This window comes from Streptomyces sp. NPDC031225, assembly GCF_055570355.1.
In genome coordinates, this window is the sequence record NZ_JBVIHJ010000001.1 from 437,540 (window position 1) to 454,057 (window position 16,518).

Sequence of the window (16,518 nt, forward strand, 5' to 3'; positions counted from 1 at the left end):
AGAAAAAAGGGGGGGCCGAGGGGGGGGGGGGGGGGGGGGGGGGGCGTGTTGTGGGGGGGGGGGGGGGGGGGGGGGGGGGGGGGGGGGGGGGCGCGGGCTCCCCCCCCCCCTCACCCGTGTCAGACCTGCGGCACGGCCACCACGTCGTACTCGGTCTCCGGCGTCGGCTCCACGTCGAAGCGCGCGTTGGGCAGGTACAGCCGCCCACCCCACGCCGCGACCGTGGTCGGTATACGGAAGCGCGGGTCGGTGATCCGGGTGATCGCGCTGCCCCTGGTACCGGAGTCGTTCAGCCGGAACACGTCGATCGCGTTCTGCCGCTGCTGAACGGCGTAGAGGATCCGGCCGAGCAGCAGCAGGCCGTCGCCGTTGGGGAGTTTCGCCCCGCCCAGGTCGACTTCGCGGGCAGCGCCGGAGCGCGGGTCGACCCGCATGAGGGCGCCGCCGTTCGCGAAGTCGTTCACCACGAGCAGGGCGCGGCCGTCGGGCGTGCGCTCGATGCCGTTGGCCGTGAAGTCGGGTCCCTGCTGCCAGTCCCCGGTCAGCGGTACGGTCTCCACCGCGCCCTTGGCCAGTCTGTAGAGCACCGGCTTGAAGGAGTCGGTGAACCAGGCGGCGCCCGGGGTGAGGATGACGTCGTTCACGAAGGTGCCGCCGGTGGCGTGCACCTGCTCGGTCTCTCCCGAGCGGGCGTCGACGGTCCGGATCTCACCGCTGTCGCCGCCGGCGAGGAAGAGCGTGCCGTGCCGGTCGATCTTCAGACCGACGGTAGGGCGTCCGGCGCCTTTCGCGACCACCTTGCCGCGGCCGGTCGCCAGGCTCGCCCGGTAGACGTCGCCGTTGGCGAGGGAGCCGAAGTAGGCGTACGGCTTCGCGCCGATGGTGATGCCCTCGGGCTGGAAGCCGTCGGGGAGGGGGAACTGCGCGGGCCACGCGGCGTGCCGGGTTTCGGCCGCGTGCGCGGTGCCGCCGAGCAGGGCGGCGCCGGAGAGCGCGGCGGTCGTGGTCAGGAGTGTGCGACGTGCGAAGGAGCGTTCTGCGGGTGCCACGGTGCGTCCTTCCGCAAGGAGGCCGGCGCTTGGCCGGCCGAACAGTCGAGCGACGCTCCCACCCCATCACATGACCGTGGCCTCCACAGGCTTCGGCCGGATTGTGGCGTGACATCGGTTTCCGGACGGATTGCACACGTTACCCAATTCAACTTGTTTCCAAACCGAGTTGGCGAACGGAGGGTGGACGAGCCGTCGTTGTGGTGCTTTGTTGTCCCCCGGAAGGCACCCGCAGCACCCGCACGGACCGAAGGGAGCGGTACCCGATGACCGAACAGGTACAGCCGCCACAGGGCCCGGGAGCCTCCGGGCCGGGACCCGACGGAGCGGGGTTCACCTACTCGGGAGCCGAACAGGAACTGATCGCCGTCGCACGCCCCGAGGCCCGGCTGCGCGCCGGGGCCCAGGGCGTCCGCTCGGCGGCCGGTGCCGACGTGTCGGCCCTCAACATGTTCCTCAGTGACGAACAGCTCGCCCTGGAGCCGCTGTTCGGCAGCGAGGAGCGGCTCCAGCAGAGCATCGGGGGCATCGGCGGCGAGGAGGTGCCCGACCTCGCGCGGTTCTACCGGGTACGCGGTGGTGAGGGCCGGGCCGAGGAACTGCGGGCCCGGATCGCCGCGTTGCCCGGCATCGACACGGCGTACGTCAAACCGCCCGCCGTGCCCGCGACGGTGGCCGACGACGAGCGCCGGCTGAAGGAGGGCGCGCCGGTGACGCCGGACTTCACCGGCAGGCAGGGCTATCTGCGCCCCGCACCCGAGGGGATCGACGCCCACTGGGCCTGGCAGCGCCCGGGCGGCACCGGTCGGGGGGTGACCGTGATCGACGTCGAGGGCGCCTGGCAGCTGGGCCACGAGGACCTGGCCGCCAAGCTCGCCGGGGTCGTCGTCGGCACCCCGCTGTCCGACATCGCCTGGCGCAACCACGGCACCGCCGTGATCGGGGTCATCGGCGGCGACCCGGGCGAGCGCGGAGTGACCGGGATCGTGCCGGAGGCGGTGACCGCGGCCGCGTCCTTCCAGGGCGTCGGCACGGCGGCCGCGATCCGGGCGGCGGCCGACCGGCTCGGCCCCGGTGACGTCGTCCTGGTCGAACTGCACCGCCCCGGACCGCGGTTCGACCACGAGGTCCGTGACGACCAGCGTGGCTACATCCCGGTCGAGTGGTGGCCGGACGACTACGCGGCCGTGCGGTACGCGACCGCCAAGGGCGTTCTCGTCGTGGCGGCCGCGGGCAACGGCGGGGAGTCCCTCGACGACGCCGTCTACGAGCGCCGCCCCGACGAGTTCCCCGAGTGGTGGCGCAACCCGTTCAACCCCTCCAACCAGTCCTCCGGCGCGGTCCTGGTCGGCGCGGGCGCCCCGCCGCCCGGCACACACGGCCGTGACCACGGCCCGGACCGCTCCCGGCTCGCGTTCTCCAACTACGGCGCGCGCGTGGACGCGCAGGGCTGGGGCCGCGAGGTCACCACCACCGGCGGCTCCTGGGACAAGCCCGGCGATCTGCAGGGCGGGCCCGAGGAGATCGCCTGGTACACGGACACGTTCTCCGGGACCTCCTCCGCCTCCCCGCTGGTGGTCGGCGCGCTGGCCGCGCTCCAGGGCATGCTGAAGGCGGCCGGCCGGCCTCCGATGTCCCCGGACCGCGCCCGTACGGTGCTGCGCGCCACGGGCTCCCCGCAGCAGGACGCGCCGGGGCGGCCGGCCTCGCAGCGGATCGGCAGCAGGCCCGACATCAAGGCGGCGGTCACCCGGCTGCTGCCGGACGCGGTCGGCTCGGGCCAGGCCGAGCGGTACTGGGACGAACTCCTGCCCTACCCCCGTGAACTCCCGCCGCGTCTCCGGCTGTTCGTGGCCGGCGCCTGGCGCAACCTCAACCATCCGTCCCCCGAGATCCGGCAGGCGGTGCACGCCGCCTTCGCGGGCGGACGGCCCGACGTCCGGGTGTGGTTCTCGGACGACGAGATCGTCGGCCTGGTGCTCACCGGCTGACGGTCCTGCACGGCACGGCACGTCCCGTCACATCAATGGGAAGGTGACATCGGCATGAGCATCACCCCGCAGATGGGCCAGCAGGGACAGCAGTTCCCGAGCACGTCGCCCTATCAGCAGCAGGGCCAGGGCTTCGGGCAGCAGGACTTCGGGCAACAAGGTCAGGGCTTCGGGCAGCAGGGCCACGGCCAACAGGGCCAGGAGCAGCAGGGCTTCGGACAGCAGGGTCAAGGCCTCGGGCAGCAGGGCTACGGACAGCAGGGTCAAGGCCTCGGGCAGCAGGGCTACGGCCAACAGGGTCAAGGCCTCGGGCAGCAGGGCTACGGACAGCAGGGTCAAGGCCTCGGGCAGCAGGGCTACGGACAGCAGGGTCAAGGCCTCGGGCAGCAGGGCTTCGGGCAGCAGCAGGGCGGCAGCGGCACGCTGGACCAGCTCCAGCAGCTCGGCCGGCAGCAGCCATTCCAGCAGCTGCTGCAGCAGCTGGGCGGCCGGCAGGGCCAGCAACAGCAGCAGCCCCACGGCCCGTCGCAGCAGCAGGACCAGCAGGCGCAGCAGATGGAGCAGCAGAACCAGCAGCAGCTCCAGCAGCTCGCCCAGTCCGTGGTCCAGCAGGTGATCCAGCAGGTCCAGTCGCAAGCGCTCGCCGCCGGTGCGGCCGACGGCTTCATCGACATCGTGCACCCGCTCCAGGGCCAGCCCCAGCAGGTCTTCCTGCGCGTCAACGGCCAGTTCCGGGTGCTGAACAGCCCGAGCCCGCAGATCCACCAGCAGATCCAGGAGGCCTTCGCCTTCGGTCACCAGGTGATCGGCATCTGGGACACCCAGTCCCCGAACGTCCTGCGCAGCGTGCGGATCCAGCGGATCTGACCCGCGTGTGACAGACGAAGGGGCGCTTCCTCCCCGCGGGTTCCGCGGGGAGGAAGCGCCCCTTCCGTACGGCGTTCTAGAGGGCCACGCCGAGGAGGGCGTCGACCGCGCGTGACACGACGCCGGGCGCGCCCGTGTCGGTGCCGCCCTGCTCCTCCTGGACGGCGGCCCAGCGGTCGACGGCGGCCAGCGCGGTGGGCGCGTCCAGGTCGTTCGCGAGGGCCTCGCGGATCTCCTCGACGAGCGCCTCGGCGGACGGGCCGTCGGGCCGGGAGACGGCGGCACGCCAGCGCCCGACCCGGTCCAGGGCGTCCCGGAGGACCTGGTCGGTCCACTCCCAGTCGGAGCGGTAGTGGTGGGCGAGCAGCGCCAGCCGGATGGCGGCGGGGTCGACGCCGTCGCGCCGCAGCTGCGACACGAAGACCAGGTTGCCCTTGGACTTGGACATCTTCTCGCCGTCCAGGGCGACCATGCCGGCGTGGACGTACGCCTTGGCCATGGGGAACTCGCCGGTCAGCACCTGGGCGTGCGAGGCGCCCATCTCGTGGTGCGGGAAGACGAGGTCGGAGCCGCCGCCCTGGACGTCGAAGGTCATGCCGAGGTGGTCGAGGGCGATCGCGACGCACTCGATGTGCCAGCCCGGCCGTCCCCGGCCGAGGGAGGCGCCGTCCCAGCTGGGTTCACCCTCGCGGGCGGCCATCCACAGCATCGGGTCGAGGGGGTTCTTCTTGCCCGGACGGTCCGGGTCGCCGCCGCGCTCGGCGGACAGCAGCCGCATGGCGGCCGCGTCGAGGTGCGAGACCTTCCCGAAGTTCGAGTCGGACTCGACGGAGAAATAGGTGTCGCCGTCGAGCTCGTACGCGGCACCGGCGTCCCGGAGCCGCTCGACGAGCGGCACGATGCCGGGTATCGCCTCGACCGCGCCGATGTAGTGCTGCGGGGGCAGCATCCGCAGGGCTGTCATGTCCTCGCGGAAGAGGGCCGTCTCCTTCTCCGCCAGGGCGGCCCAGTCGACGCTGTCCCGCTCGGCGCGCTCCAGCAGCGGGTCGTCGATGTCGGTGACGTTCTGGACGTAGTGGACCTGGCGCTTGGTGTCGAGCCACACGCGCTGCACGAGGTCGAACGCGTTGTAGGTCGCCGCGTGCCCTATGTGGGTGGCGTCGTACGGCGTGATGCCGCAGACGTAGATACGGGCGACGGGACCGGGGTCGAGGGTGACCGGACCGCCGGTCGCGGTGTCGTGGATCCTCAGGTCGCGGCCCTGACCAGGCAGGGCGGGGACCTCGGAAGCGGGCCAGGCATGCATGTCATGAGCCTAACCGGACGGATGTTCCGTATACGAACCGGACCGGTCCGGATGGCCGGTGAGGCCTTCTTGCGCGGTACGGATCCGTGTGCCAGGGCCGCTGAGGCCTGTCGTCACGTCCCGCCTGTCGCTCGACGCCCGGCACGCCTTCTCGCCGCACCGGGCACAGACCCGCGCGGACCATCACGGCACCAAGGCCTGCACCCGCGGCCCCGGACGTGCCCTTAGACAGGCGGCCAGGGGATGGCCGGCCACTCGCCGCTCGGTTCCGGGTGCTTGCCCGTGGCGAGCAGTTCGTCGACACGCGCACGCGTGGCGTCGAGTTCGGCGGCGGTGATCAGGGCGGCCAGGCGGGTGGCCAGCTCCCCCGACAGGGCCTCCTTGAGGTTCTTGAGGACGTCGACCGCCTCCCCCGTCAGCGGCTCTCCCGCCCAGCCCCACAGCAGCGTGCGCAGCTTGTTCTCGGCGTTGAAGGTGACGCCGTGATCGATGCCGTAGAGGCGACCGCCCTCGCCGGGCAGCAGGTGGCCGCCCTTGCGGTCCGCGTTGTTGATCACGGCGTCGAGGACGGCGAGCCTGCGCAGCCGTTCGTCGTCCGCGTGCACCAGCAGTGCGGTCCTGCCTTCGCCGACCTCGGCGAGGCCGATGGCCTTCCAGCCCGGCTCGGGCTCCTCGGCGTCGACCAGGGCGAGCAGTTCGGTGCCCGGTACGCCCTCGATCCACAGCTGGCACATGCCCTCGCCGTAGGGCCCGTCCCGCAGCACGGTGGGCGGCACCAGGCCCCAGCCGGTCGCCTCGGACACCTCGTAGGCGGCGACCTCGCGCTGGGCGAGGGTGCCGTCCGGGAAGTCCCACAGGGGGCGTTCGCCGCGGACCGGCTTGTAGACGCAGAGGAGCTCCTGGCCCTCGCTCGCCGCGGAGCACTGCAGCACCGCGTTGGAGGCGTCCCGGATCTGTCCGCGGACCGTCAGCTCACCCCGGGCGAGCAGCTGTGCCGTGGTCACGCTCCGCGGCGGTATCCGTTCTGGCGCGGACATACGTGTCCTTCCGGGTCGAGCGGGAGACTGCACAGCGGGCACGGCGGCCGCCCGGCGTTGACGACGTCCAGGGCACGCCTGGCGAAGGCTCTGGCCTGCGCGCCGGTGAGCCGGACCCGCAGCATCGGGGGCCCGTTCTCCTCGTCCTGGAGGAGCTTCTCCTCGGCCTCGGCGAGGTCCTCCTCGGAGTCGGCCTCCAACTCCACGAGGGCCTGCGCCTCGACGATCATGCGCTGCTCCTCGCCGTCCCAGGCGAGGGCCATGGTGCCGACCCGGAACTCCTCCTCGACGGGGGTGTCGAGGGGGGCGGTGTCGGAGATCTCGGTGGGCGGCACGGCCGGGACGGAGGCGCTGCCGCCGCTGCGGCGCACGACCTCGTCGAGGAGTTCGTCCATCCGCTCGGCGAGGGCGGCCACCTGTGTCTTCTCCAGGGCCACGCTGGTCACTCGGGGGCCGGCCGTGGCCTGGAGGAAGAACGTACGGCGTCCGGGCAGTCCGACCGTGCCGGCCACGAAGCGGTCCGGCGGGTCAAAGAGGAACACCTGACGGGACACGTCCTGTCTCCATGGGATTCGTGAGTAGGGGAACGACGGGAACGTCCATGCGTGAACGCGCTCGGGTGAATCGCTTCACCCTACTGCGCCCGACGATCACGGTGCGCCCGCACCACCACCGACCGGAGCGTCACCGCCCGCGGCCTCCTCGCGCGGCACGAGGGACGCGAAGTCACCGGTGTCGCCGAGGCGGACGAGAAACGGCCGCAGACGGGTGTAACGGATGACGGTGATGGAACACGGTTCAACAGAGATCCGCTGGAAGAGGTCGAGATGAAGTCCCAGTGCGTCCGCCACGAGCGACTTGATGATGTCGCCGTGCGAGCACATCAGATAGACGGCGTCGGCGCCGTGATCGCGCTCCACGCGCGCGTTCCACTCGCGTACGGCCTCCGCCGCGCGCGTCTGCATGGCCCGCATGGACTCGCCGCCGGGGAACGCGGCCGCCGAGGGATGCGTCTGGACGACCTCCATGAGCGGCTCACCCATGAGCTCGGCGAGCTTGCGCCCGGACCAGTCGCCGTAGTGGCACTCCCCGATGCGCTCCTCGCTGTGCGCCGCGAGGCCGGGCCGGGCGTCCAGCAACGGCTGGACCGTTTCCTGGCAGCGCTGCAGCGAGCTGGCGACGACCTCGGAGATCGGCACCCCTTCGAGCCGTCCGGGCAGCGCGGCGGCCTGAGCGGCGCCGCGCTCGTCCAGGGCGACCCCGGGCGTCCACCCGGCGAGCAGCCCCTCGGTGTTCGCGGTGGAGCGTCCGTGTCTGACAAGGATCAACGTGGGCATGCGGCCCAGGGTAGGCGTACGCCGAAACGCGACGGCGTCCGAGCGACAGGAGAACACGCTCCGTGATCGTTGACTGTGCCATCTACCGGGACGGGCACCGGACCGAGGGGCCCGAGGACCTGTCGGACGCGCTGGACGGGGCGCGGGCGGCGGGCGGGTTCGTCTGGATCGGGCTGCACGAACCGTCCGAGGACGAGTTCGAGCTGGTCACGAAGGAGTTCGGACTGCACCCCCTGGCGGTGGAGGACGCCCTCAAGGCCCATCAGCGGCCCAAGCTTGAGGTCTACGACGACTCGTTGTTCGTGGTCCTCAAGCCCGTCGTGTACGAGCCGGAAAGCGACGCCGTCTCCACCGGCGAGGTCATGCTCTTCCTCGGCGACGCCTTCGTGGTGACGGTCCGTCATGGCGTGGGGTCGCCGCTGAAGGCCGTACGGGATCGCCTGGAGCAGGAACCGCGGCTGCTCGACAAGGGGCCCACCGCGGTGCTGTACGCGGTCGCCGACGCCGTCGTGGACCACTACCTGGAGGTGGCGACGGAGCTGGGGACCGACCTGGAGGAGCTGGAGGCGGAGGTGTTCTCGCCGGACGGCGGCGGCTCGCGGGACACCGCGTCCCGGATCTACACCTTCAAGCGGCAGGTTCTGGAGTTCCGCCGGGCCACCGTCCCGCTCACCATGCCCCTGACCCGGCTCGCGGGTGTGGAGTCGTACGGCGGGACGGTGCCGTTCGTCAACGACAGGGCGCGGCCCTTCTTCCGGGACGTCAACGACCACCTCGCGCGCGTGAACGAGTCGGTGGAGGGCCTGGACCGGCTGGTGTCGGACGTCCTGTCGGCGCATCTCGCGCAGATGAGCGTCCGGCAGAACGACGACATGCGGAAGATCTCCGCGTGGGCGGCCATGGCCGCGATCCCCACGATGATCGCGGGGATCTACGGCATGAACTTCGAGCACATGCCCGAGCTGCGCTGGGTGTGGTCGTATCCGGCGGTGATCGCGCTGATGGGCGTTCTGGAGGTGCTGCTGTACCGGACGTTCAAGCGTCGGGGCTGGCTGTAGCGGGTGCTCAGGCGAACTCGGGGGCCGGGCCGCCCAGGGCGTCGCGGCGTTCCGGTGTCCGCAGGCGGACCATGCGGCGCCAGCCCGCCGCTCGTTCATAGGCGTACACCGCGTGGATGCCCGCGGCCAGCATCGCCGCCTTCGGCCGCGGCCAGCCGAGGATGCGTCCCATGTGGGCCATCACGGCGAGGCTGACGTCCCGGTAGACCCGGATCTCGGCCAGCGCGCACTCCCTGAGCGTGTGCTGGATGGCGCGGCCGTGGCCGGCGTGGGCGAAGCGCAGCAGTTCCTCGTGGCAGTAGGCGAGGTGGTTGTCCTCGTCGCCGGAGATCATCCGCACCGCCCGGCCGAGGTCGGGGTGGTCGGCGAAGTGCTTGCGCAGCAGCTCCATCTGCTCGGCGGCGCGCTGTTCGGTGACCCGGCTGTGGGCGAGGTAGGTGACGATGTCCTGCACGGTGAGCGGCTCGTCGCTCCTGAGCTTCTCGTGGGCGAGGCCGATGCCGTGCCGTTCCAGGAGCATGGTGTAGTCCGTCTCCGGCGGGACGGGGACGGGTCCGAGGCCGCGCTTTTTCATCAGGGCGTTGAAGATCCGCCCGTGCTTGTCCTCGTCCGCGCCGTGCCGGGTGATCTTGGGGGCGAGGTCGCGTTCGCTCTGCGGCACCAGTGCGGCGATGCGGGCGTTCTCCCAGCCGCCCTGGGACTCCCCGCTGGCCGCGATGGAGCAGAACAGCCGGAAGGACTCGTCGTTGTCGAGGATCTCCTGGAACAGGCTCTTTGCCGAAAGCATCGTGGGGCACCTCTCTGCCGGACTCCGCGGCAAATCCGCAAAGAACGAGTCAAATGCGGCGCGAGGGGTGCTGCAACAGCTGTGTCGGACAACTCCGCCAAAAGGAGGACCACCGGGGTCACCACGGGGGCGTAACCGCGCGGGCGTGGGCGCGTTGATTCACGTGACGGCCGTGGCGGGGAAGACCCCCGAGCCCCCACCACGGCCGTGGAAACCTCCGGCCGCCGAACCACGCGCACACGCGGCGGGGGCCGTCAGGGCCCACCGCGTGATCCGCCGGTACGGCGTTGATCGGCGTCCGGGTCGTTCCGTGGGCCACGGCGCTCGCGAGGCACCCCGGCCCACGGAACCGAGCGGATCCGGAGCGTCGCGGCCTAGGCGAGCCCGGCGCGCTCCAGGGCCTCGGTGCCGGCCCGGAGCGCCGCGAGGCGCTCGTCGAGGGTGAAGCCGGCGGGGGCCAGGGTCAGGGTGGTGACGCCGGCCGCCGCGTACTCCTTCATCCGGTCCGCGATGCGGTCCACGGAGCCGAGCAGCGCCGTCTTGTCGATCAGGTCGTGCGGGATGGCGGCCGCGGCGCCTTCCTTGTCGCCGGCGAGGTACTTGTCCTGGATCTCGGCGGCCGCGGACTCGAAGCCCATGCGCTGGGCGAGCTGGTTGTAGAAGTTCTGCTTGCGGCTGCCCATGCCGCCGACGTACAGCGCGGTGTACGGCCGGAAGGTGTCGGCGAGCGTCGTCACGTCCTTGTCCTCGCCGAGGGCGAGCGGAAGGGTCGGGGCGATGTCGAACCCGTCGAGGGTCTTGCCCGCCTTCTCCCGCCCGGCGCGCAGGTACCGGATCGCGGTGTCCTCCAGGTGCTCCGCGGACGGGAAGATCAGCAGGGCGCCGTCGGCGATCTCGCCGGTCTGCTCCAGGTTCTTCGGGCCGATCGCCGCGATGTACAGCGGGATGTGCTCGCGCTGCGGGTGGACCGTGAGCTTGAGGGGCTTGCCGGGCCCGCCGGGCAGCGGGAGCGTCCAGTGCTCGCCGTCGTGGGTGAGGCGTTCGCGGCTCATGGCCTTGCGGACGATCTCGACGTACTCACGCGTGCGTGCCAGCGGCTTGTCGAACTTGACGCCGTACCAGCCCTCGGAGACCTGCGGCCCCGAGACGCCGAGGCCGAGCCGGAAGCGGCCGCCGGAGAGCGAGTCGAGGGTGGCGGCGGTCATCGCGGTCATCGCCGGCTGGCGGGCCGGGATCTGGAAGATGGCCGAGCCGACGTCGATGCGCTCGGTCTGGGCGGCGACCCAGGTGAGCACGGTGGCCGCGTCCGAGCCGTAGGCCTCGGCGGCCCAGCAGACGGCGTATCCGAGCCGGTCGGCCTCCTGGGCGACGGCGAGATTGTCCGCGTCCATTCCGGCGCCCCAGTAGCCGAGGTTGATCCCGAGCTGCATGGCCGATTCCCCTTACCGATCAGTAACGTCCCTTGGCGGAGACCTTAGCGTGACAGGACGGGCCGGGGCAGGTCGCGGCCGGTGCCGGTGACCGGGCCCACTCTCCCCGCACCTGTGGGAATCGGTTGTCCACAGGCCCCCACGAGGCATGCTCTGGCCAGTAATCTCGGCGTTCATGGAGCAGAGGCATCTCGGCCGTACCGGCCTGCGCGTGTCCCGCATCGGGCTCGGCACCCTCACCTGGGGCAGGGACACCGACGAGCACGACGCGGCTGACCTCCTGAAAACGTTCTGGGAGGCGGGCGGGACACTCGTCGACACGGCGGACGTGTACGGCGACGGAGAGGCCGAGTACCTGCTCGGACGTCTCATAGAGGGGCTGGTCCCGCGCCGGGACCTGGTCATCTCCACGAAGGCCGGCAGCGTGGCCGACCCGGACCGCCGGGTCGACGGCTCGCGCGGGCATCTGCTCTCCGCGCTGGACGACTCGCTGGCCCGGCTCGGCACGGACTACGTCGACGTGTGGCACATCCACTCCTACGACCCCTGCACCCCGCTGGAGGAGACACTCCAGACCCTCGACCTGGCCGTCAGCAGCGGCCGGGCGCGCTATGCCGGAGTGTCCAACTTCTCCGGCTGGCAGCTCGCCAAGGCGGGGACCTGGCAGCTGGCGGCGCCCGGGGTACGGACCCGGCTGGCCGCCACACAGCTGGAGTACTCGCTGCTGCAGCGCGGCCTTGAGCGCGAGGTGCTGCCGGCCGCGCTGGACCTGGGCATCGGGCTGCTGCCGTCCTCACCGCTGGGGCGCGGGGTCCTGACCGGCAAGTACCGGGGAGACGCCACGCCTTCCGACTCGCGGGGCGCCTCGGAGCACATGGCGCCGTTCGTCGCGCCGTACCTCGACGACACGGCGAGCCGCATCGTGGACGCCGTGACCACGGCGGCCGACGGGCTCGCGGTCACCCCGCTGCAGGTGGCCCTCGCATGGGTGCGGGACCGGCCCGGGGTGGCGGCGCCGATCGTCGGCGCGCGCAACTCGCAGCAGCTCACGGCGGCATTGTCAGTGGAGGCCCTTAGTCTTCCTGACGAGATCTGCCGGGCGCTCGACGATGTGTCGGCGCCCGTGCACCGCTATCCCGATCACGACTGGAGCACGCTGTGAGCACGGAGCCGGAGCCCACGGAGAAGACCGAGCCGCAGACACGGGGCGCCGCGACGGAGCCGGAGGACACGGAGGGGACACCGGGCGCTTCCGCGGCGGACAGTGGCGGCGCGGACGCGGGCGGAGACCCCGTGGACGGCGACGCATCGGCTGCGCCCGACGCCGAGGGTGTGAGCGGTGATTCCGCCGAGGGCGACACGGACGGTGCCGCCAAGGCGCAGTTGTCCGAGGCCGAGGCCGAACTCGCGGCGCAGCGGATCGAGCGGGAGCGCATCGCGCGGCGGAAGGCCGAGAAGGCGGGCCCGGTCGAGAGCGGGGCCCGACTCAGCGGGAAGGCCGCCGACCTCCTCGCGGCCGTGCGGGCGGTGGAGAGCGGGGCCAAGCCCGTGGCCGCCGTGTTCAGCGAGCCCGAGCCGCCGCGTCGGCCCGCCCAGGAACCGGCGCGGCCCCGGCCGGTGTCGGCGCAGACCGCCGGGAGCGGGGTCGCCGGGTCCGTGGCAGGGCCGGCGCCCGAGGCCGTGGACGCCGTACGGCGGGTGCTGACCGAGGGCGGCGCCCCGGAGGGCCTCGCGCCGCAGGTCGCCGCGGTGTTCGGGGAAACGGCGGACGACGAACTGCGGGCGGATCCCTGGCAGTTGCTGCGCGTCCCCGGGGTCCGGCCCGAGCAGGCCGACGGGTTCGCGCGGGCGCTGCTCGGCGCGGAGTGCGAGCCGGACGACGAGCGGCGGGGACGGGCGGTCACCGTCTGGCTCCTGGAGCAGGCGGCACTCGCCGGGCACACCGCGCTGGAGATGCCGGCGCTCACCGCCGCGCTGGCCCAGCGGGGCGTGCCGGACGCCGACGCGGCCGTACAGAGCACGATCGCCGAGGCCGAGGCCCTGGTTTTCCAGGACGCCCTCGACCCGGCCGCGCCGGAGCCCGCAGAGAGCGACGAGGACGACCCGGAAGGCGCGGAACGCCCGGTCCGGATCCTGGTCGGCCTGGAGCGCTACGCCCTCGCGGAGGAGAGCCTCGCCGACGGACTGGCCCGGGTGATCAACTCCGTGCCCAAGGAGGACGGTTCGGCCGAGGACTGGCAGCGCGCCGCCGGGTCGGCCAGGGGTTCGGCCGCCGAGCTGATCCGCGCGGTCGCGACGGCCGGTCTGGTCCTGCACACCGGCGGCGAGGCGTCCCAGGCCGAACCAGCGGCGCTGCTGGAGGCGGCACGGAGCCTGGGACTGCGGGCCTGGGCGGCCACGCACAGCCCACTGGGGCGCGACCGCTTCGCCGGCCTGCTCACGGCCGGAGGTCAGGGCACCCCCGGTCCGGGCGAGGACGCACCGCACGACGGCCCCTCACGCGACACCCCGGCCCACCCCGTCGCCACCGTCGCCGGTCTCCTCACCGGTGCCGAAGGGCCCGGCCGGGACGCCGACGGGGCGTTCGACCTCGACCTGCTCATCGTGCTCGACGCGCCTCAACTGGATGTCGAGGCGGCCGCGCTGCTCGTGGAGTCGTTGCCGGACGGGGCGCGGCTGGTGCTGGGCGGAGACCCGTCGGTGCTGTGGTCGGCGGGTCCCGGACGGGTGTTCGCGGATCTGCTCGCCGCGCGGATCTGCCCGCAGGTCGTCTCGCGAAGGCCGGATCCCGGACCGCTGGGCGAGCTGGTCTCGGGCATCGGTATCGGCGAGCTGAACCAGGTCGAGGCTCCCGGCAAGGAGGTCGTGATCGTGCCGGTGCGGGACGCGGGCGAGGCCGTGCACCGGACCGTGCAGCTGGTCGCGGACTCGGTGCCCCGGGCGATCGGCGTCCCCGCCGAGGACACCCAGGTGATCACCCCGGGCCACGGCGGGGCCGCGGGCACCCGCGTGCTCAACGCGGCCCTGAAGGAGCGCCTCAACCCGGGCCCCGGCCGCTTCGGCGGATTCGACCCGGGCGACCGCGTCGCCTACTCCCCCGCACCGGGCCGTACGCTGACGGGCCGCGTGGTGCGGGCCGACGCCGACGGCCTGCACCTGACCTGCGCCGACGAGCCCGTCGTCGTACCGAAGGAGCAGGTGGAGCAGTCCGTGCGGCACGGCTGGGCGCTGACCGCGCACCAGGCGGTGGGCGGCCGCTGGCCCGCGGTGGTCGCGGTCCTGCCCGGCGACGCCGCCCAGGCCCTGACCCGCCCCTGGGTCTACACGGCGTTCGGCAGGGCGGCGCGTCACCTCTCCGTGGTGCACGGCGCGGACCAGGCGCTCCCGCGAGCGGTGGCCGAGATCCCCGCCAAGCCCCGCACGACCCGCCTCTCCACCCTCCTGGGAACACCGACGCCCAGCTGACGCGCCTCGAAGGGGCGCGGGGAACTGCGCGACCAGCCACAAGGGAGCCGCAGACCGACGCACACGGACAGCACGACGGCGGCCCCGGAGATGCATCCCCGGGGCCGCCGCCATACGCCGTCATACGCCTCAGCGGCGATCCAGATCCAACGGTTCCAGATCCTCGTCCTCGAGATCCGCCCCGTCGGCGTCGTCGGTCTCGTCGTCAAGGTCGTCGTCGAACACGGCGCTGACGTCGAAGCGGCACACCACCCGCTCCGCGTCGACCTGCTCGAACGGCGCCTCCAGCCACTCCCCGGGCTCCGCCGTTTCGTCCGCCGCGGTCACCCACAGCGTCGAGTCGCCCTCCTCCAGACCGAACTCCTTGTGCCGGGAGGCGATCTCGTCGGGCTCGAACTCGCCGAACAGCACCCCCAGCGCACCGTGCACCGTGCTGGAGGCGTCCGCGCCGAGACCGTCGTCGGCCGCCTCGACCCGCTGGGCCTGCGCCATCAGCCGCTGCGGTTCCGACACGGCGTAGTCACGGCGGATCAGCACGCTCAGTGCGTTCGGCTCCTCGGGGCCGGTGTACGGCGCGGCATCCTCCGCGCCGGGGATCTCGAAGGGGGTGACCTCGTCGTAGCGGTCGTAGAGCAGCTCGTCGTAGACCTCGGCGGCCGCGGCCAGTTCGTTGAAGGCCTCGTACACGGCGGGGTCGTCCTCCCCCGACCTCCGTTCGACCGCGGCCAGGTGGCGGTCGAGCGCGGTCTTGACCGCCTCGGCGGCGGCACGTACCTCGGCAGCGGTGGGCTGCACAGCATCAGACATAGTGCAGACGCTATCCGTACCGGGCCCCGGCCCGCACAATAGATGCGATGCCGGAATACGAATTTGTCGACGTGTACGTGCCACGGGGGGTCTCCCGCAAGGACGCCACACGCCTGCTGACGGACCATGCCGAGTACGGACACTGGGAGTTGGACCGACTGAGTCTGATGCGCGATGGCAGCCGCAGGGTGCGGTTGCGCCGGCGGATCATCCGCCAGGTGCGGGCCACGTGGTGAGACAGGACGAACGGAGCGGGCCCCGCCACGACGGGGCCCGCTCCGTTTCACGCGCCGCGCCCCCGGCCGGGGGACGCGGCGTGCGGTCCTAGACCGAGGCGCGCGCCTTGCGGTAGAGGACCGCGCCCGCCAGCAGCGCACCGGCGCCGACCGGGAGCACCAGGCCGATCGGCACGTCACTGCCGGTGTGCGCGAGTTCCGCGCTGCCCAGGGGCTGGCTCACGGTCTGGGTGCCGGGGTGGTTGACGTGGGTGCCGCCGCCCGGAGTCCCGGTGCCCGGGGTGGACGGGGTGGCCGGGGAACCGGGAGGACCGGGCTCCACGGGGTTTCCGGGGTGGCCCGGGTGCCCGGGGTTCCCGGGCGGGACGTTGCGGCTGCCGCCGGGCGGGGCGTGGTGCCCGCCGCCGGAGCCGTTGTCGCAGTCGTTGCCCATCGCGGGGTTGCCGATGCCGACGACGTCGACGCTGTTGCCGCAGACGTTCACGGGGGCGTCGATCGGCACCTCGACGTGGTTGCCCGAGCCCACCCCGGGCGAACCGCCGGTGTGTCCTCCGGCGTGCGCGCCCCCGGAGCCGCCCGAGCCCCCGTGACCGCCGTGGCCACCGTGCCCGCTGTGTCCGCCGTGCCCCTGGCTGCCGTGACCCCCGTGGCTGCCCGGGCCGCCGGAACCGCCCGAGTCGCTGTACCCGCCGTGCGAGCCGCTGCCGCCGCTCCTGTTGGCGCAGCTGTTGCCCATCGCCGGGTTGAGGACCCCGACGACGTCCACGGTGTTGCCGCAGGCGTTCACCGGCGCGTGCACCGGCGCCGACACCGTGTTGCCCGACAGCACGCCGGGTGAGTTCACGCTTGATCCACTCGCGCCCGAGTCGGCGTGGGCGGCTCCTCCTGCGGCGGCGATCACGCCGGTCGCGGCCGCCACTGTCATCAGGCCCTTGCGGGTGGCTTGTCGCATTACTGAATCCCTGCCTTCGACGTTGTCTCGAAATGCCGCTGCTGTGCGGCTCTTCTCCTTCGAAAAGGCCTGTCGGGGGGGGGGGGGGGGGGGGGGGGGGGGGGGGGGGGGGGAGGAGACCCCCCCCCCCCCCCCCCGGGGGGGGGGGGGGGGTGGGAAAGGCGCAGGTTTTCGTTTTTCCTGGCCCTCCCCTCTG

General features: G+C 72.7%; 16 protein-coding genes. 6 read left to right on the forward strand and 10 right to left on the reverse strand.

Translation table 11 applies throughout. The annotated features are described in order from the left end of the window. Positions 1–119: 119 nt before the first annotated feature. Positions 120–1,049, reverse strand: coding sequence for an SMP-30/gluconolactonase/LRE family protein (locus tag ACZ48Z_RS02015; protein ID WP_468733836.1), 930 nt, complete (start codon positions 1,047–1,049; stop codon positions 120–122). Between the two features lie 266 nt (positions 1,050–1,315). Between ACZ48Z_RS02015 and ACZ48Z_RS02020 the strand changes: the two genes are divergently transcribed. Further along, entirely contained in the window at positions 1,316–3,040 is a 1,725-nt protein-coding gene (locus ACZ48Z_RS02020) for a S8 family peptidase (protein WP_468733837.1), read from the forward strand. A 27-nt stretch (positions 3,041–3,067) separates the two neighbouring features. Here ACZ48Z_RS02020 and ACZ48Z_RS02025 read toward each other — a convergent pair whose 3' ends face one another. Next, the gene (locus ACZ48Z_RS02025; protein ID WP_468733838.1) at positions 3,068–3,676 is read right to left on the reverse strand and encodes a hypothetical protein; all 609 of its coding nucleotides are present in this window, start codon (positions 3,674–3,676) and stop codon (positions 3,068–3,070) included. Here ACZ48Z_RS02025 and ACZ48Z_RS02030 point away from each other — a divergent pair. After that, a complete protein-coding gene (locus ACZ48Z_RS02030) occupies positions 3,653–3,907 on the forward strand; it encodes a hypothetical protein (RefSeq protein WP_468733839.1) in 255 nt (84 codons plus the stop codon). The two genes, ACZ48Z_RS02025 and ACZ48Z_RS02030, sit on opposite strands and share 24 nt — an antisense overlap. A 76-nt stretch (positions 3,908–3,983) precedes the next feature. On the opposite strand, the gene mshC is transcribed toward ACZ48Z_RS02030, so the two are convergent. The 4 genes from mshC to ACZ48Z_RS02050 form a co-directional block, all read right to left on the reverse strand. Next, positions 3,984–5,213, reverse strand: coding sequence for a cysteine--1-D-myo-inosityl 2-amino-2-deoxy-alpha-D-glucopyranoside ligase (gene mshC, locus ACZ48Z_RS02035; RefSeq protein WP_468733840.1), 1,230 nt, complete (start codon positions 5,211–5,213; stop codon positions 3,984–3,986). A gap of 224 nt (positions 5,214–5,437) precedes the next feature. Beyond that, positions 5,438–6,250: an SCO1664 family protein gene (locus tag ACZ48Z_RS02040; RefSeq protein WP_468733841.1), complete on the reverse strand. Its 813-nt coding sequence runs from the start codon at positions 6,248–6,250 to the stop codon at positions 5,438–5,440. Further along, positions 6,214–6,804, reverse strand: coding sequence for a DUF3090 domain-containing protein (locus ACZ48Z_RS02045; protein ID WP_468733842.1), 591 nt, complete (start codon positions 6,802–6,804; stop codon positions 6,214–6,216). Before ACZ48Z_RS02045 ends, ACZ48Z_RS02040 begins: the two co-directional genes overlap by 37 nt. Before the next feature lie 96 nt (positions 6,805–6,900). Further along, positions 6,901–7,587 (reverse strand): histidine phosphatase family protein, encoded by a 687-nt coding sequence (locus ACZ48Z_RS02050; protein ID WP_468733843.1) that lies wholly within the window; start codon positions 7,585–7,587, stop codon positions 6,901–6,903. 62 nt (positions 7,588–7,649) lie between these two features. On the opposite strand from ACZ48Z_RS02050, the gene corA reads away from it, so the two are divergent. Next, positions 7,650–8,645: a magnesium/cobalt transporter CorA gene (corA, locus tag ACZ48Z_RS02055; RefSeq protein WP_468733844.1), complete on the forward strand. Its 996-nt coding sequence runs from the start codon at positions 7,650–7,652 to the stop codon at positions 8,643–8,645. A gap of 7 nt (positions 8,646–8,652) precedes the next feature. Here corA and ACZ48Z_RS02060 read toward each other — a convergent pair whose 3' ends face one another. Both ACZ48Z_RS02060 and ACZ48Z_RS02065 read right to left on the reverse strand, forming a co-directional pair. Beyond that, complete coding sequence (locus ACZ48Z_RS02060; RefSeq protein WP_468733845.1) at positions 8,653–9,432, reverse strand: ferritin family protein; 780 nt, start codon at positions 9,430–9,432, stop codon at positions 8,653–8,655. 374 nt (positions 9,433–9,806) lie between these two features. Then, on the reverse strand, positions 9,807–10,862 hold the full coding sequence (locus ACZ48Z_RS02065) for an LLM class F420-dependent oxidoreductase (RefSeq protein ID WP_468733846.1): 1,056 nt from the start codon (positions 10,860–10,862) through the stop codon (positions 9,807–9,809). 175 nt (positions 10,863–11,037) lie between these two features. On the opposite strand from ACZ48Z_RS02065, the gene ACZ48Z_RS02070 reads away from it, so the two are divergent. Together ACZ48Z_RS02070 and ACZ48Z_RS02075 are read left to right on the forward strand one after the other, a co-directional pair. Continuing rightward, the gene (locus ACZ48Z_RS02070; RefSeq protein ID WP_468733847.1) at positions 11,038–12,024 is read left to right on the forward strand and encodes an aldo/keto reductase; all 987 of its coding nucleotides are present in this window, start codon (positions 11,038–11,040) and stop codon (positions 12,022–12,024) included. Then, positions 12,021–14,327: a helix-hairpin-helix domain-containing protein gene (locus ACZ48Z_RS02075; RefSeq protein ID WP_468733848.1), complete on the forward strand. Its 2,307-nt coding sequence runs from the start codon at positions 12,021–12,023 to the stop codon at positions 14,325–14,327. Before ACZ48Z_RS02070 ends, ACZ48Z_RS02075 begins: the two co-directional genes overlap by 4 nt. Positions 14,328–14,456: 129 nt before the next feature. Here the strand turns inward: ACZ48Z_RS02075 and ACZ48Z_RS02080 are convergent, their stop codons facing one another. Then, complete coding sequence (locus ACZ48Z_RS02080; RefSeq protein ID WP_468733849.1) at positions 14,457–15,134, reverse strand: hypothetical protein; 678 nt, start codon at positions 15,132–15,134, stop codon at positions 14,457–14,459. A gap of 47 nt (positions 15,135–15,181) precedes the next feature. Between ACZ48Z_RS02080 and ACZ48Z_RS02085 the strand changes: the two genes are divergently transcribed. After that, positions 15,182–15,370, forward strand: coding sequence for a DUF5703 family protein (locus ACZ48Z_RS02085; protein WP_007380901.1), 189 nt, complete (start codon positions 15,182–15,184; stop codon positions 15,368–15,370). Positions 15,371–15,458: 88 nt separating this feature from the next. Here ACZ48Z_RS02085 and ACZ48Z_RS02090 read toward each other — a convergent pair whose 3' ends face one another. Continuing rightward, positions 15,459–16,322 (reverse strand): chaplin, encoded by an 864-nt coding sequence (locus ACZ48Z_RS02090; protein ID WP_468733850.1) that lies wholly within the window; start codon positions 16,320–16,322, stop codon positions 15,459–15,461. Positions 16,323–16,518: the final 196 nt, after the last annotated feature.

Coding starts and splice junctions, on each gene's coding strand:
- ACZ48Z_RS02020 (WP_468733837.1), top strand. CDS start 1,316: ATGACCGAACAGGTACAGCCGCCACAGGGCCCGGGAGCCTCCGGGCCG.
- mshC (WP_468733840.1), bottom strand. CDS start 5,213: ATGCATGCCTGGCCCGCTTCCGAGGTCCCCGCCCTGCCTGGTCAGGGC.
- ACZ48Z_RS02040 (WP_468733841.1), bottom strand. CDS start 6,250: ATGTCCGCGCCAGAACGGATACCGCCGCGGAGCGTGACCACGGCACAG.
- ACZ48Z_RS02050 (WP_468733843.1), bottom strand. CDS start 7,587: ATGCCCACGTTGATCCTTGTCAGACACGGACGCTCCACCGCGAACACC.
- ACZ48Z_RS02060 (WP_468733845.1), bottom strand. CDS start 9,432: ATGCTTTCGGCAAAGAGCCTGTTCCAGGAGATCCTCGACAACGACGAG.
- ACZ48Z_RS02065 (WP_468733846.1), bottom strand. CDS start 10,862: ATGCAGCTCGGGATCAACCTCGGCTACTGGGGCGCCGGAATGGACGCG.
- ACZ48Z_RS02070 (WP_468733847.1), top strand. CDS start 11,038: ATGGAGCAGAGGCATCTCGGCCGTACCGGCCTGCGCGTGTCCCGCATC.
- ACZ48Z_RS02080 (WP_468733849.1), bottom strand. CDS start 15,134: ATGTCTGATGCTGTGCAGCCCACCGCTGCCGAGGTACGTGCCGCCGCC.
- ACZ48Z_RS02085 (WP_007380901.1), top strand. CDS start 15,182: ATGCCGGAATACGAATTTGTCGACGTGTACGTGCCACGGGGGGTCTCC.
- ACZ48Z_RS02090 (WP_468733850.1), bottom strand. CDS start 16,322: ATGCGACAAGCCACCCGCAAGGGCCTGATGACAGTGGCGGCCGCGACC.